This is a genomic window from Amycolatopsis dendrobii (assembly GCF_014145675.1).
GTDB classification, from domain to species: Bacteria; Actinomycetota; Actinomycetes; order Mycobacteriales; family Pseudonocardiaceae; genus Amycolatopsis; species Amycolatopsis dendrobii.
This window is the reverse complement of sequence record NZ_JACGZW010000023.1, coordinates 64,950-81,900: the sequence shown is the minus strand read 5'-3', so window position 1 is coordinate 81,900 and position 16,951 is coordinate 64,950. Positions and strand designations below refer to the sequence as shown.

The following is a 16,951-nucleotide window of genomic DNA, read 5'->3' as shown; positions in this document are numbered from 1 at the left end:
GAGACCGATGAGCACGCACTACGAAAAGATGCTCGAGGACGCGATGGCGGCCTACCAGCATCAACGCGATCACTTCGACCAAGCCCGCCAAGACGTCGAAACCGCCGCCAGCACCGTCACCTCGGCTCGCCGCGAGGTGACCGCGACCGTCGGCCGCACCGGCGAACTGACCGAACTTTCGTTCCCCACCAGCGCGTACAAACGCATGGCTCCCGCGGAACTGGCCTCGGTGATCGTGCAAACCGTCTCCGCCGCCCGGCAGAAATCCGTCGCCGCGGCCGCGGAACTGATGGCCCCCATGCTGCCGCCCGGCATCTCCGCGGAAGACCTGATGAGCGGAAAAGTGGACGTCAACGCCCTGTTCTCGGCGCGGGTGCCGGGATTCGACGAAGGGAATCTGCCGTGACCGACCAGTTTTTCGTCGACGCCGACGGTCTGGACGGCGGCCGCGACGGCTTCGACGGCAAGAGCGCCGAACTGCGCACGCTGGCCCAGCGGGTGCAGAGCCTGGCGAACCCCGGCCGGATCCAGGACGCGGCCGGGAACGACAAGAACGGCAACGAATTCTCCACAACGCACATCCAGTCGGCGGCCGAGATCTACAACGGCATCAACGCCTGGGCACTGGCGGTGGAAGCGACCCGCGACGCGATCGGCGACATGGCGACGTCGTTCCGCGAAGCCGACCAGGGTGCGTATGACGGATCGAACGCCCTCTTCAAGAACTTCACCGACCTGAACCACAAGGTCCAGAAGGCCGACGCCGACGCGCCGCCGACCGAGTACCAGCGCGGCGTGCGCATCCGGGGCAAGCTGCTGGGCAAAGCCCCGGAAGCCGAAGACGGCGGCGGCTGGACAGCGGCCAGGAGCGTCCGGGCCCGGATCCCGGATCGAGGCAAGGAACCCTTGCCCGAAGAGGAAACGCACTTGCGGCGGCTCTCGGTCGAGCGCCCTCTTCAGCACAAGGTGGTCGCTCGCGAAGGCGAGGTCGTCCCGCTGGAACCGGCCAAAGTCTTCGTCCGCTCGGAAAGGCCGGCTCACGCGGTCGAGGACAGCGCCGAGACGCCCGAAGGCGAGGTCCGCCCCCTGGAGCCGACCGAGGCGTGGCTGCCCGCCGTCAAGGGCGAACCCGCCGGCTGGGAGCCGGCGAAGTCGATCCCCGCCCAGCCGCCGATCACCCCGGACAACCCCGTTTCCTGACTTTCTTCGCTCGCAGGAGGTGCCCCGCGATGAGCCTCATGGTGGACCCCAGCCTGAACTGGGTGTTCTACATCATCGCGGGCGACGCCTGGCCGCAGGGCGACGAGGACAAAGCCCGCGAACTGGCCGCCGAATGGGACCAGGTCGCGCAGGAGATTTCCGCCGCGGGCACCGGTTTCAGCCAGCTGGCGGAGCAGGTGGTCTCCAACGTAGGCGGCGAGGTGGCGACCAACTTCGCCGACTACGCCAACAAACTCAGCACCATGGGCGCCGGTTTCTCCTACCGCGCCCAGCAGCAAGCCGCGGCTCTGCGCGAATACGCGCTGAATGTCGAGAACGCCAAATACGGCATCCTGATCTCCATCGCGGTCACCGCGGCGGACCTGATCTGGGCGATGACCAACCCGTTCACCGCCCCGCTGATCCCGGGAATCTGGGCAGCCGGGCGGACCGCGGTGATGCAGATCGAACGCTCGCTGATGTCGCGTCTGATGAGCCTGCTGTCGAGGGTCGCGCGCGAGGCCGCGCAGGAAGCCGCGGAAGAGGCGGCCGAGGAGATGCTCGCCGAGTTCATCCAGATCGCCCAGGGAAACCGGGACGGCTTCGACTGGAAGCAAATCGGCCAGAACGCCGCGCTGGGCGCCATCGGCGGCGCGTTCGCCGCGGGCGCGCACAGCGGCCTCGGCAAGTGGGGCCACAACGTCTTCGGCGCCGCCGGCGTGGAAGCGGCGACCGAGGTAGTAGTCGGACTGGCCGGCGCGGGCCTCTTCGGCGGAGACCTGGACAGCCTGGGCTGGGGAGCCCTGAACGGCGGCCTCAGCGGCGCCGCCACTCACGGCGCGCATCACGCGGGCCAGAACCTGCACGACAAGCTCACCGGCGGCGGCAACGACGGCGGCCAGGGGAAGGGCCCGAACGATCCCGGCGGGGAGAACGGGACCGGGAACATCAAGGTGGACCCGGTCAACGGCCCGAACGGGCCCGGCGGGTCCGGTGATTCGAGGGGTTTCGGTTCCGGGGATTCCAGCGGCTCCGGTTCTGGCGGTCCTGGTCCTGGAGGCTCCGGCGGCGCCAACGGCCCGGGTTCCGGCGGTTCCGGCCCAGGCGGCGCCCACGGCTCCGGCCCAGGCAGCGCTGGTTCTGGAAACTCCGACGGCTCCGGTGGTCCCGGCGGCGCTGGTCCCGGCGGCGCCACCAGCTCCGGCAGCGCTAACGCCTCCGGATCCGGCGGGGTCAACGGCTCCGGCCCCCATGGCTCCGGCGGCAACACCCCGCACAGCGACGGCCAGAACACCTCCCCCGACACCAACTCGGCTTCAGGCAGCTCCCACTCGACGGGCGGCCAGAACACCCCCCACGACGCGACGACCGGCGGCACCTCGAACTCCTCCCCCTCGTCCGGCACCCCGAACTCCGCCGCCGGACCGAACCCCAGCGGCAGCTCCCATCCCGCAACCGACGGTCACTCGACGAACGGCAGCCCGTCAACCGGAGCCCCGAACCCCGCCACCAACTCAAGTTCGGCGAACGGCTCTCACTCCGCAAGCTCCCCCGACTCCACTTCGACGGGCGGCCCGAACTCCGCGAACAACGCCCCCAGCTCCGCCCCCGCCACCCCGCCGCCCGCCGCGGGCCCGGCCGGCCATCCCGCGCAAAGCCCCCACTCGCCCGGCAGCAACCCCGCCGGGGGCGCCGAGTCGTCCGGGAACGCGAACCCCGGCACCGGCTCGAACCCTCCCGGCACCGCAAACCCGGGCGGGAGCACCGCCACCAGCCCGTCCGCCGACCACGCCCCCGGCCCGAACGGCAACCAGAGCCCCGTCCCCACCAGCGGAAACCCGAGCACCAGTCCAGCCGCGAGCCCGGCCCCGAATCCGGGCGCGGGCACCGATTCCGGAACCAGCCCCTCGCCCGGCACGAACACCAACCCCGGAGCCAACCCGGCCTCCGGGACGAATACCAACCCCAGCACCAGTTCTGGCTCCGGCACCAACCCCTCTCCCGGCGCAAACACCAACCCTGGCTCCAGCCCCAGCCCGTCCCCCAGCACAAGCACCAACCAGGGCCCCAGCCCCAACCCGTCCTCCGGCACGGACACCAACCCGGGCGCCTCCCCCGTCAGCCAAGGCCCGGACGGCACCGGGCACCACGCCGCCCCGCCCCCGTCCACGCCGGACTCGGTCAAGACCGGGACCGCCGCTCCGCCGCCGTCCGCACCCGCCGGGCCCCGAGACGCGACCCCCGGGTCCTCGGCGCCAGACTCCGCCACGACCGCAAACCCGCCAGCCACCAGCACAAACGGCCACCCGTCCGCGAGCAACCACCCAGCCTCGCCGCCCGCGCCCACCGCACCACACGACACCGGGCTACCCGGCTTCGGCCACCAGGACACCGCCCCGCACTCCGACCCCAGCCAGGCGAACGGCTCCTCGAACCCGACTCCCCACCCCAGCCCGGACACCGCGCCAAGGCCGTCCGGCCACCCCAGCCCGGGTTCTTCGAACTCGTCGCCCGCCCCGAACGGCACCGCCTCCCCGGGCCCGTCCGTTCACCGCGGTCCCGAGACGAACCCGTCCCCCGACTCCGTCCGCACCCCGAACACCAGCTCAAGCTCAGCCACCAGCGCCAACCCGAACTCCCCCGACCCGGCCGCCGCCCCGCAGCCCAAGCCGGTGCCGCCGCCGACGTCGACCAGCGTCAAAGGCATCGACTCCACCCCGAGCCCCGCCCCGAAGACCACCTTCGACGGCGCGAACCCCGTCCGGACCTCGGTCGCCGGCCCCGGACCGACGACCGGCAGCCCCAACCCGGGTCCCCAGGCCAACCCGCCGGGCCCGGTCGCCAACCCGGATCCGGCAGCCAAGGCGAGCCCCGCCCCCGCCGCCGACCCGAACCTCACCCCGTCTCCGGCCCCGGGCCGGACTGCCCATCCAGGCCCCGGCGCCGAGCCGAATCCAGCCACCAGCCCGGACTCCGCCGCCAAACCGAGCCCCGCCACCACGCCCGCTCCGAATTCGAACCTGGCTGCCCACCCAGGCTCCGGATCCGCTCCGGACCCAGTCGCCCAACCCGGCCCGAGCCCGGACCCGGCCACCACCACCGCCGATCCGAACCCGACCCCGGCTGCCGACCCGGATCCGAAGACAGGCACGGACCCCGCTGCCGGGCCCGGCTCGAGGCCGAACACTCCCGGCAGTCCACGCCCGGACCGCACCGCCGAACCCGCCGCGGCCCCAGCCACCGATTCCAACCCGAAGCCGCCCGCCAAGCCCGCTTCCGCACCGAGTCCGTCGGCTCACCCGGCTCCGTCCGCCACGGGCCCGGCCTCATCGCCTGACTCCGGTCAGAAGTCCGCCACCTCGGCGAAGCCGGCCACCGCCGCCAACCCGACTCCGACCGCCGCCAGCCCAGCCTCACCGCCTAACCCCGCCCGGAAGTCCGGCACCGCTACGAATCCGGCCACCGCCGCCAACCCGACCTCATCGCCTCATCCCGGTCAGAAGTCCGCCGCCTCTCCCAAGCCGGCCACCCCCGCCAACCCGGATCCGGACGGCCCCAAGAACGGCCGACCGCCGTCACCGGCCAAGCCGATCGGCACGAAGCCCGCTCCTGCCCCGCGCCCCCGCGGGGACACCGCCCCGCGCCGAGACCTCCACACTCCCGTCGCAGCACCCAAGAAGACCGAAGCGAAGCCCCAAAACCGCAACCTGCACACTCCGGCAGCGGCGCCGAAGAAGCCGAACCCCGCCACCGGTCCGGGGCCGAACGCCGGGAAGCAGCCCCCCGTCACCGGCGGCAAGGGAGACTTCGCGCAGCACCTCAAGAACTTCAAGTTCACCGTCGTGCACGAAACCGGCATCATCGGCGACCTCGGCACTCGCAACGAGAACAACCAGGACAGCGTCGGCGTGGTAGCCACCGTCGCCGCCACTCCGGACGACAATCTCCAGACCATCGCGGACAAGTACGCGGCCGGGTTCACCGGGAACTCCTCCGACGGGCGGTTCGGCCTCGTCATCGGAATCAACGGGACGCCGGGGTCAGAACAAGCGATCAACCAGAAGATCCAGCAGTTCCGGAATACCTGGGACAACCGCTTCCCAGTAGCGATTATCGGGTTCACCTGGAAACACCCGAGCAACCCGGCCATCGACCAGAAGACCATCCCTTACGGCGGCATCCGCGAAACGATGGTCCGGAATCCGGTCACCGAGAAGCTCACCGGGCAAATCCGGGAAGCGGGCGGCGCCAACGAGGTCTACCTGCACACCGGCGACGCCGACGTCCACTCCTTCAACACCCGCACCGGGCCGTTGTTCGACGCGGTCAACACCGTGGTGCAGCAGAATCCCGAAGGGCCGCCGGAGGTGATCAGCGGCGGGTATCACGTCCGGCCCGAGGACGGGGATCTCGCGAATCGCGCGGCACAGTTGGATCTCGACGTTCGGCAGGCGCTCGCCGGGGTCGACTCCCGGACGGTCTACTTTCCGGAGCCGAACACTTTTGTCCGGATGCAGGGGAACAAGCTCGAGAACGACGCGACGTTCGGCACCAAGAACCCGAACACCGGCAATTTCGACTACGGGGCCAAAGAAGGCCAGGGTCTCGTCGATTCGGTGCTGGCGCAACGCAACCCGAGCTGGCAATACAGCGACCATCCGGAGGCGATCGCGAAATTCTCGTCCGATCTCGCGATCCAGACCAACGGTGCGCGCATCGCGGGCAAGGTCGGCACGGACCCGAACGGGATCACCGCGCTGACTCAAAGCCACGCCAACGAAACCACCTGGTCCGACCTGATCGGCCATTACCTCGGCAATCACACGGCTCTCGACCCCAACCTGGCGAAGATCGCCGCGAAAGCCGCGTTCCACGGGATCACGCCGAGCGGGCCGCAGCCGAATCGGCCCGAGGTGTTTTCCGAGGTTGTCGCAAATTTGCCCAAGAACGAGCGCACGTCGCTGGTCAAGGGCATGAAGGAGAACGTCGAGGACGGCAAGAAGCTCGCCGGTCTGACGCTCGCCACCCGGCAGGCGCTGGTCGACAATCTCAGCGGCAACCGGCCGGCGAACACGCAGACGCCCGCTGCTGCGCCGAAAAACAACGGGGCGAAGACAGCACCGAAGCCGGATCCGAAGACTCTGCCGGGGCCGAAGGATTGGAATGGCCGCCGCGATACGGCACCGGTCACTCGGTTTTCCTCGGAGCGGTTCGACCCGATCAAGAAGATCGCCGAGCAATTCACCGGGAATCGCGCGGGCCTCAGGGGCGGGCAGCTCGCCGGAGCGATGGCGCACATCAGGTTCGACGTGCGCCGGTTCGAGATCGCGCCCGGGCAGTGGGTGCGCGAGCACACCATTCCGATCGATCTGACCTCGCATTCCGGGTCGGTGACGCCCGAGCGGCGAGAACAGTTCGTCAACGAACTGCGGGACCATCTCCAGGAGTGGGTCAATCAATCGTCCCGGCTGCCCGGCGGGGACCAGCTGCACCTCCGGCTCGACATCCGCGTCGCGGACGACATCCACCCGGACGACACCAGCTGGCAGGCCGACCCCCGCCGCCGGATCCCGGTGAACCTGCACGATTCCACTGTGGACCCGGATACCCCGGACACCAACCAGCTCAACTGGGACGTCCGCGATTCGCCCTTCGGCGTCACGCACGAGCTGATGCACTTCCTCGGCCTCGGCGACGGCTACCAGAACGACGAAATGCTCTTCAACCGCGAGGACCAGCCTGGGGTGATGGGGCCGGACGCCTGGCACGATTCACGGCTCAACCAGGGCAATCTCGCGCAGATCGAGCAGGTCTCGAACACCGCGAACATCCGCGACCACCACCTCGGCGACGCCCCCGCGCCGAACCCGCCGCCGCACCGGAACGATCACCGCGAGCAGCCCGATCCGGGCGGCAAGCCGAATCTGCACACTCCCATCAAAGCCCCGCAGGACACGAGCCCCGGCCCGGCGAGCGAACCCGCCCCGGGAACGCACGACCAGCAGACCGGCGTCCAGTTCGACTCCGAGCGCGGCGCCCAGGCGGTCCGGGAAAGCAACCCGAAAGCCAGCGAGACCGTCGCGAACCGCGTGAAACCCCGGCAGTTCACCCCCGACGAAAAGGCCGCCGTCGCCGACGCGCTCAAGCACTACGCCCCGATCATCGGCGACCAGCGGCAGAATTCCTCTCGGGCTGGAATCGAGCAGGAAGTCCAGCACATCGGCGCGGTGAATTTCGGCATCGAGAACGGGCAGCTCTCCCCTGGCATGGCGGGCGAATACATCGGCTCGCACCGGACGGTCAACATTTACGCGATGGCCGGATTCGACCGGGACTTCGGCGGCGGCCGTCGCGAGGTCGAAGGCATGGTCACCCACGAACTGTCCCACGGCCTGCTCAAATACGCCCTCGACGACTACATCGAGCACGTCGGAGTCTGGAACGAGGACAACACCCCGAAGCGGGCCCCCGGAGCCGAACCGCCGGCAGATCCGAAGTTCCGCAGCGATTTCGAGGACTTCGCCGGCTCGATCCGCACCCATCTCGCCGCCCCGGGCAAGCTGGCCGCAGACGCGCCGCGGCGGTCGGACTTCATCAAACAGCTCGAAGACTCCCATCCCGACGTCTTCGCGAAACGCGGCGAAGCCGACCTGATCCGCGTTCGCGCCGCCCGGATAGCGAAGGAACTCCGCGCGGAGAACCTCTCGGCTTTCAACGAGCACACCGGATACTGGACCGCCGACGGCTTCCCGGCCTTCGACGGCGAACGCCCGATCACCCGCTACGGCGCGACGAACCCGAACGAGGACATGGCCGAAACGGCCAAGTTCTATTTCCTCGACCCGGACCGGTTGCGAGCCGAAGCCCCGCAGCGCGCGGCGTTCTTCGACCAGCTGGTCTCGGACTGGACGCCGCGGCGGGACGACGCCGTGCTCGTCGCGGACGAGCAAACCGAAGAGGAGCCCGACACCCGCCCCCTCGCCGACCGGCTGCCCGAGTTCGTCCGCGACGGCAAAGCGCTCGGCTCCGTGGTCCCGGTCGACGTCCGCGGCGCCAAGGACGTCGGCACGAGCATCGAGAACCTGATCCACCGCCTCACCCCGAAGCAGCAGCACCCGCCGCGAATCCACGGTGTCGACGCGATTGCCGATTCCCTCTCCGGTCCTGAGTTCGAGTCCTTTATGGGCGACGGCCGCAAGCAGATGGTGCGCGCGGGCGAGAAGTGGTACGAGGTGCACGTCACCGCGGAGCCGGACTTCGGCTCCGTCGATGCCGGCCAGATCGCGAAACTCCCGCAGCCGACCATCGGCGACGTCAAGAACGAGGTCAAGACCACCCACGCGAGCCCGAACACCGACACGACCGCGAAGGTCGTCGGCTCCTCGTACTTCGCGATGTTCCCGGCGGGCCCGTACGCGTCCGTCGGCGGCACCGCACAGCTCGCCAGTCCGTCCGCGGAGCACACCGGCACCACGACCGGCACCGATCAGCGGGTGATCCGCACGGCGGGCGACATGCAGCGGGCGGACGCTCCGGTCACCTATCGGATCACGGTCCGCAACGAAACCGGCGGCCTGGTCGGCTCCACAGTGGACGGACAAGTCGGACTCGTCCTCTCCGCCGACTTGGCCGACCTGAAGCAGGAACAGACGGCCGGGCCGGCGGAGCCGAAGCCGGACTGGGTCAAGAAGATCGAATTCCTCTCGCCGGAAGCAGTCGACTTCGACGAGAACGCGCTGTTCGATCAGGTGAGCAAGAACCTGCATCCGTCGGTGACGAAGTTCGGCGCCCCGGGCCGCACCTCGTTGCGGGAATTCCTCAGCCGCGGCGGCGTCCGCGGCATGCTCGGCACCGCGATGCAGGGCAGTCCGGTGGTGTCGAACGACCTGCTCAGCCCGCACGGTGCGCACCGTGACGCCGTGCAACTGGCGGCGCGGCCGACGAACGTCGAGTACCTCGGCACCATCCCGGGCGACAGCGAACTGCGGTTCAACGATTCCTCGGTCAACGGCGGAAGCACCACGGTCTCCTCCAAATACGGCGGCGAGGTCAACGCGATCTTCGGCGGCGGTTCGTATGTGCCCGGGACGGTCGGCGGTGTCGGCGGGGTCAGCGGCAGCTATTCCCGGAAGGTCAACCAACAGTCCACAAGCGGCACCAGCTTCACCAGCAAGTCCACCGTGAACGCGAAGGGCGACATCGGCCTGTACAAGGTCACCGTCGACCTCGACGTCACCACCTCGACCGGGGAAAAGACCACCGTCCAGGCCACTTCGTACACCCGGATGGGCTTGCCCGAGGCCAAAGCCCAGGGTCTCCCGGTGCCGAAGAACACCCCGGCGAAGTTCAAAGACGTCGGCGCGCGCTACGAGCCGCCCTATCTCGCGGCGGCGATGGCGGCAGGCACCGCGCGGCCCGGGTCGTTCGAACCGGCGACGCGCGTCCAGCCACAGATCGAAAACGCTCTCCGGAACCTGCCGGGCGCGGACAAGTTCCTGCCCCGCTGGGACAAGTTCCAAGGCGACAACCAAGGATCCAGCCGGGACATCTCCGAGCGGTTCGCGAACCTGCGGAAGATCACGTCCACGTTCTCGGCCGCCTCGCTTCGGGGCAAAATGGACAGTCTGTTCTCGCAAGGCGTTTCAGCGCAGTTGAAGCGACGCGGGCTGTTCACCGACGAGTACCTCAACGTCACCGTGAAGGCGAAGCCCGGCCCCGGCCGGCACCTCGGTCAGGCAGACGGCCGTTCGATCAAGAACAGCAACGAAACGAGCCCCTCGCTGACCAGCGCGACCACCACCGAACGAGGCTGGTCGGTCGGCCTCGAAGGCCGAGTGATCATTCCAGGCGCCACGGCGGGCGCGAACCTCGGGATCAGCCCGACCGTCAGCCCGCTGCAGTACTCGGACAACCGGACCTGGAAGAACTCCGGCGGCCCGACGGTGACCACGGCGACCGGCAAGGGCGGCAGCCCGGATTCGCAGGTCTTCGAGCACGACGTCGAGTTCGAGGTCGAGATCACCAGCTACACCCGGCACCGGCCGTGGGTGCGGCGGCTGACGCCCGGATCGCCGTTCCGGGTCACGCCGAACGTGTCCACAGTGGCCAAAACCGGCGATCCTGACCTGCCGAAGATCGACGGCAAAGTCGATTTGTGGATCAACGACGGCGCCGCGCTCGCCAAGGACCCGTCCGAGTTCAAGCCAGGCAAGCCAGGCGTCGTCGCGATGACACCGAACGAAACCCCGAGCATCGACGACCTGCTGACCCAGCAGCAGAACCAGACGACGCCGAAGTTCCTGCACGTGGAAGCGTTCGCGAACACCGAGGCGGTGCGGGACGAGGCGTTGCGCCAGCTCCAGCGCGCGGCCGGCGGCGACGCGGTCCTCGGCCTGCCGGGCAGCGAGGCGCGTGCCCGCGTGGACCGGATGTTCTCGCCGGAGAACTTCCGCGGCCTCACTCCGAAGCTGCTCAAGCAGGGCGGTACGGCGAACGGATTCCGCTACGACCGCCGCGTCGCGGACCGCGTCGGCGGCCTCGGCATGGGCATCTCGCTGAGCAATCCGAAGCTGGTCGCGGTCTCGGAAACCGGCGGCGGCGACCGGACGTATTCCGGCGGTTCGAAAGCCGGCTACGAGGGCACGCACAAGCAATCCGTCGAAGCCAACGTGCAACTCGGCCTGACCGTCCGGCCGATCGGCAGCGACACACACGGCCAAGGCCAGTTCTTCGGCACCGCGAAGTGGAGCCCGTGGCAGCGCAGCTCCGGTTCGTCCCACGAGATCACCGCCAGCGTCGACCACACCAACCGGTCCTCTTCGGACAGTCGCACGGTGCTGGTGCAGTACGACACGAACGTCCGGCTGATCGCGGAAAGCCGGCAGGAAGGACTGGTCAACGGGTCGATTTCCCGAGCGGGCGCGGACGTCCGGCTGCCCGGTTCGGTCTTCGTGGCGATGACTGAGGACGAGGCACGCGCGGAGGGGTTGCTGCCGCCGGTCGAGCCGCGCACTCCGGCGCCGGGCAAGCTTTCGGCTCCGCCACTGGTCGGCGGCAAGTCCAGCTCGCTCGGTTCGGCGGTGCTGGAAGACGCTCCCAACCTGACGAAGCTGGTGCAGGACGCCCGGCAGCAGCTCGGCAAACTCGGCGACCGGCTGCTGCCGAAATCGGTGCTGAACGATTCGATGAACAACCTCCAGCGGACGCTCGACACCGCCTCTCCGGAAGCGGTCACGTCCCTTGTGGACGGTGCGCTGGACGGCGGGGTGTCCTTGGTGGCCCAAGACCCGGGTGTGCTCTGGACCGACAACTACCAGCTGCTGCTCAAAGCGAAGATCCTCGACACTCAGTTCCTCGGCGTGAAGCACGACGGCAGCGAGGTCGACCACGTCGTCAACTCGACTCGGACGGACAAGAAGAATTCCGGCCGCGGCTCGTCCTACGGCGGGCAGGTCCGCGGTGCCGGCCGCGGTCTGTTCCAGGACAGCCAGCCCAAGGTCAGCGGCTACGACGGCGCGTACCTTGGCGCGTCCGGGACCCGCGCGAAGACCGACCAGACCGTCGAGAACAAGACCACGACCACGGCGTTGACCTCGTCCTCGAGCGGACCGTCGGCGCGGTATCAGCACCAGGTCCAGTTCGAACTGGTCGTCGCCCGCGACGGGCGCACCTACCCGGTCGCCGCTCAGGAGGCGACCGTGACCGCGCGGTCCTCGGCGGACGACCACCGGATCTCCGGCGACGAGCAGTACCACACCAAACTGTACGGCTCGCGCACGACCGAACTCAGCGCCGCGGAGTCCGCTCCGGACCGTCTCGAAGCGTGGCAGCAGGAAGGTTTCGGTCCCCTGCCGAAATCGTCGACCGTCGAAGGGATCCGCGGCGCCGCGGACGTGCGGGCCGCCGCCCTCCGGGCGTTGCGGCTCGCCGGTGCGGGCAACGGGCTCACCGGACCCGGCACCGGCGCGCACAACACGCTCTCGTCCTCGATCACCAACGAGACGTTGCAAGCGCATCTCCCGAATATGGTCGGCACACCGTTCGCTACCCCGGATCTGCATTCCTCCGCGGTGACCGGGAGCAGCCACGCGTCGGTGAAGGTGTACACCCGTGTGGTGAAGCCGGAGCTGGCCGGGCTGAGCGATTCGGTCAAACTGGAGCGTTCGGACCAATCCGGGTCCACGTTCACCGGCGAGGCCAAGGATACGGTCACCGGCGAGCAGCAGGGCAACATCGGCACCGGCGGGATCACCGATCCGGGCCGGAACACGCACGCCTGGGGCGGGCTCGACGTGCGCGGCCCGGTCGGGCAGAGCGATCCGACGTCCAGCACCGCCGCGGCGCAGCGGTCCGTCGTCGGCAAGGACAAGGGCCGGACCGGGCTGGTCGGATTCGACGTCGAGTACCGGATCGTCGCGACGGTCGACGGCAAGACCGCGGCGGTCGAGGTTCGGGTACCGCAGTCTTCGCGGACGCGGATGAGCGAAACGGACCTGGAGCAGTCGCTCGGCGAACCGCTGCCGGCCACGCTCGCTTCAGCGCAGGACACGGTGAAGAAAGCCGCCGAAGATTGGCGTACCGCGGAAGAAGAACTCGAACAGGCACAGCGCGACTTCGACGATGCGTGGCTGTCCGAAAACGACAACGTCCGCACCACGGCCGATAACGCACGCGGGCTGAACCTTCCGGCCGACGGCGATCCGGTGCGGCGAATGCGGCAAGCGGTGCAGTCTGCGCAGAACGAAGCTCGTGACGTGGGCCAGGCGCTGCGCGCGGGCAACGACGAGATCGCCCGGCTCGACGAACTCGACGAACAACTCCTTTCGCTGGCGCTCGGCGAGGAACCTGGCTCCGTCGCGCAAAGCGATCTGGTCGCGCGGGCCTGGGACGCGCAACGGCAGGTCCAGCAGATCCGGAACCAGCAGGCTGACCTGGTCCAGCAGCGGCAGGCGGCGCAGGATCGCGCCGCGGAAATCCTGGCGGTGCTGGACGAGTACCGCAACAACCGCACCGACCACTCCGCGCGGCAGGACGACGCGGCCAACCGGATCCAGGAAGCCCGCGAGAAAGCCGACGAGGCGCTGCGGAAATGGTGGCAGGCCAAGTCCGAAGCGGACAGCCAGATCAACGCGCACACCTGGCCGCGTCCGCCGGAGGACACGCCGGAACAGCACCGCGAAGGAACCGTCGAAGCGAACGACACAGTGTCCGGCTGGGACACTGACACCGATCGGCCGTACAGCTTCGGCCCGCGCGAGATCCAGGTCCGCCAGATCACCGACGGTTCCGGCCGGGTTCGCGCCGTCTCGTTCCTCCCGGCGAACGAGCACACCGAAAGCGTTGAGCGGGACTGGGTCGCCGCCAACTCCGGTACGGTCAGCACCCTTCCGGAAGGCGCGACGCCCCAGAAGTTCGACCCGCTCCTGAAACATGCCGACGAAACCAAACCGGAACTGTCCGGCCGCCGGTTCGGCGAGTGGGCCGACCACACCGCCGCGCCGTGGGACGACGACTCCCTCTTCGTTTTCGCCCACGGACGCGAACAATCGGTCAAAGTGACGTTGCTGGGCGGCAAGACGGTACGGGTCGACGGCGATACGTTCGCCCGGATCGTCGCACAGGCCGCTCCGCTGGCCCAGTCCCATTCAGTCACGCTGATCGCGTGCAGCACCGGCCAGACCGACGGGCCAGGAGGCCTGGCCCACGACTTCCAGCGCGCACTCAGCGAACTCGGCGGACCGTCCACAGTGCACGCACCGACCAAACCGGCGTTGTTCGGCCGAGGCTCGGCGACACTCGGCAGGGCGATCGGCGCGACAGCCGGTTTCACCGCGGTCACCGACGGCGGTCACTTCCGCACCTTCGGCAATCCTTCCGTCCAGTCCACAACAGACACCGCGCCGCCCGTCGAGGAAACCCGCTATTCCTCGCCTGAGGATCTGGTGGCAGACCTTCGCCGGACCGCAGTCGACGGCCCGCCGCCGGCACCGTTGCTGGGACCGGACCTGTTCGGCCTCTACCGCGCGCCGGAGCCGCCGGAGTTCTCGCGGGGGCACGATTACCGCAACCTCACCGCCGGACAGGGCATCAGCTTCCTTGACCTGCTGGACCTCGCCAAGGGCTACCAGCTGAGCAGCGAACACCTGGACCCGGCGAACCTGGACGACAACCGAGACTGGACCTTAGAGAAGGAACGCCCGGACGAGCAACTGTCCGCTTGGGCGCCCGGCGACGTCGAACCGCTCGCCAAGACGACGTCAACACCGTTGCTGATGCACGCGATCTGGCTGGGCGGCCCGCTCAAGGACGCCGGCACCATGCACACCTTCCGCCGCAACTTCGGCGACGCCGCGGACCGGCTCGGCGACGGCATCGTCCCCGTGCTGTGGACGGACGTGCCGCGCTGGCAAACCGAACTGGCGCTGACCAGCACCGCCCCGGAGGAGGGCCCGGATCCGCTGCACGACGTCCGGGACCTGCTGCGGTGGGCCACCGAGCACCGCGTCCAGCTGGTCAATGTGGACGAAGTGTTCACCAGCGAGCATCCCATGCGGACACAGGAGTTCTATCTGTCCGAATTGGCCAAACAGACCGGTCCGGGGTACGCGGCGGCGAGCGACATCCTCCGGCTGGAGCTGATGCACCGGTTCGGCGGCCTCTACACCGACGGCGACAATGTCGTGCACGGACTGGACGACGTCGTCCGCGCCGCCCGGTCCGACGCCGGGTACGCGGTGCACCGGGTCGGCGGGAACATCGCGAATTCGGCGTTCACCATGTCGAAAGGACACCCGTTCGCCGCGTCCTATTTGGACCAGCTGCGCGACAACTACGGCCAGACGCAAGCGAATCTGATGCCGCGCGAGGCGGACTCGCTCGGCCAGAGCTTCTTCGCCACGCCGATGGGCCGGGTGCACCGGCAGTCGGTGATGTACCGCTCCGGCCCGGTCGCGATGACCGAGACGGCCCGGCGGATCGGCCTGAACTCCGCGCTCGAACTGCCGGGCATGACGGAGGTCCGGATGAACAGCGACCACAGCTGGCTCCTGCCGCCGCAGGGCGATCCGGCCCCGCTGTCGGACCGGTTCGAGACGCTGGAGCTGACCCAGCGCGTGATCCAGACGCTGGTGCGCGGCCTGCACAACCGCGACGGCGACCTGCATCTGACTGCCGTCGAGCCCGCGGTGCGCCGGCACGCCGATCCGGATCTGGTGTGGCAGGCGGCGTTGTCCTACATCGCGGCCGACCCTGAGCTGTCCGCCCTCGTCCGCACCGTGACCGACCGCAGCAGCTACACCGGCAAGGTGCACGACGTCCCGCTGCCGCCCGCTGCCCGGGCACTGCTGACCATCGACGACAGCCGCGTGCACTACCACCTCGGCGAGGTTCAGCGCGCCGCCACGATGCACGCCGCCGACGCCGTCCTGGTCGCCGATACGCCGCTGGACAACTTGATCGACACGCTGCGTTCGACGGACGGCCCGGTCCCGCCGATCGAGGTCACCGGAACCGGACCGGACGGCCGGGTGCGCGCCACCGCCGCGGCGCGCGAACTGGCCGGGAACCTCGCCGACGCCCTGGGCACCGGCGTGCTGGACCGCGTCCCGGTGAAGATCCGAGTGTCCGAAGGGGACGGTCGAGTCAGGATCGCTTTCGGCCCAGGCGCCGAGATGTCGACTGGCACGCCTGCGCCGACGGTGTTCCACGGTCTCGACGACGGACCCGCGCCCGCGACACCTCAGCCCTGGACACAGCACGGTCGCACCGTGGGGGTGCACTACTCACAGTCCGATGTGTCCGTCCCTAGTGGACCGTCCGTCTTGACCACCGACGCCACCGCGATCCGAAACTTCACCGAGCAATTGCGCACCGACGGCACAGACCGCCCAGCCGACGCGGTCACCGTCCGGCTGCCGGCGGCCGAGCACCCGGCTGCGCACTACTTGCTCGGCGACAGCCCCGACACGGCGCTGATGATCGAAGAGCTCGTGCGCACCGCCACGCACCGCTGGTGGTTCCGCCCGACGCCGCCGACCGGACCGATCGCGCTGAGCGACCGGGACGGCACCGCCAAGCTGCTCGGCTGGGTCCTCGCGGAACTCGGCCGCGGCGAATCGGCGGCTTCCCTCGCCGAGAACGTCGCGCGGCACGAACGACCGGACCTGGTCTGGACCGCCGCCCGCGAACTCGCCGCGCTCCACGGCGAACTGGCCGAGCAGCACGCCGTCCTCCATCTGCACGGCGTGACCGACACCCTGCTGGGCAAGCCGGACGCCGCCGCAGTGCTCAACGACCTTGCCAAGGCGATCCGGGACGGCGCTGACGTCACCCGGATCGCCGAGGCAGTCGAGATCCTGGAACGGCATGGTGCACTGGCCCCCGTCCTGGACGCCCCCGGCGGCCGGGCCTTGCTGCGCGAAGAGATCACCCGGCTCGCCGACCGTCCGAACCCCGACGGTCACGCCCGGGACCTGACCGCCGTCGTCCGGAAGCTGACCGAGAAGAACCTGTCCGCAGACGCCTTCCGTACCGCACTGCGGAACGCCCTCGACGGCCCGAGGACGCGACCGGCCCTGCACCGGCTGAGCGTCGTCGGCCTTGGCTGGCTCGACCGGTGGCACACCGCCGCCGCCATCCGCCGCTACCAGGCGGAAGAACGCGCGGCATCCGCGCGCCAGGCCGCGGAACTGGCCGAACTGGCGGAAGGCGGTCCGAGCCATGAGTGAATTCCGCCCGGTAGATTCACCGGACG

The 16,951-nt window shown here is 69.4% G+C and carries 3 protein-coding genes; all 3 read left to right on the top strand.

The genetic code is table 11. The features are described from left to right. Positions 1-7 precede the first annotated feature (7 nt). From H4281_RS42700 to H4281_RS42670, 3 genes are read left to right on the top strand one after another with little or no spacing between them, the layout of a single operon-like run. On the top strand, positions 8-406 hold the full coding sequence (locus tag H4281_RS42700) for a YbaB/EbfC family nucleoid-associated protein (RefSeq protein ID WP_182896543.1): 399 nt from the start codon (positions 8-10) through the stop codon (positions 404-406). Beyond that, positions 403-1,200, top strand: a complete 798-nt coding sequence (locus H4281_RS42695; RefSeq protein ID WP_182896542.1) for a hypothetical protein — start codon at positions 403-405, stop codon at positions 1,198-1,200. Before H4281_RS42700 ends, H4281_RS42695 begins: the two co-directional genes overlap by 4 nt. A gap of 29 nt (positions 1,201-1,229) precedes the next feature. Next, complete coding sequence (locus H4281_RS42670) at positions 1,230-16,925, top strand: WXG100-like domain-containing protein (protein WP_220508687.1); 15,696 nt, start codon at positions 1,230-1,232, stop codon at positions 16,923-16,925. Positions 16,926-16,951: the final 26 nt, after the last annotated feature.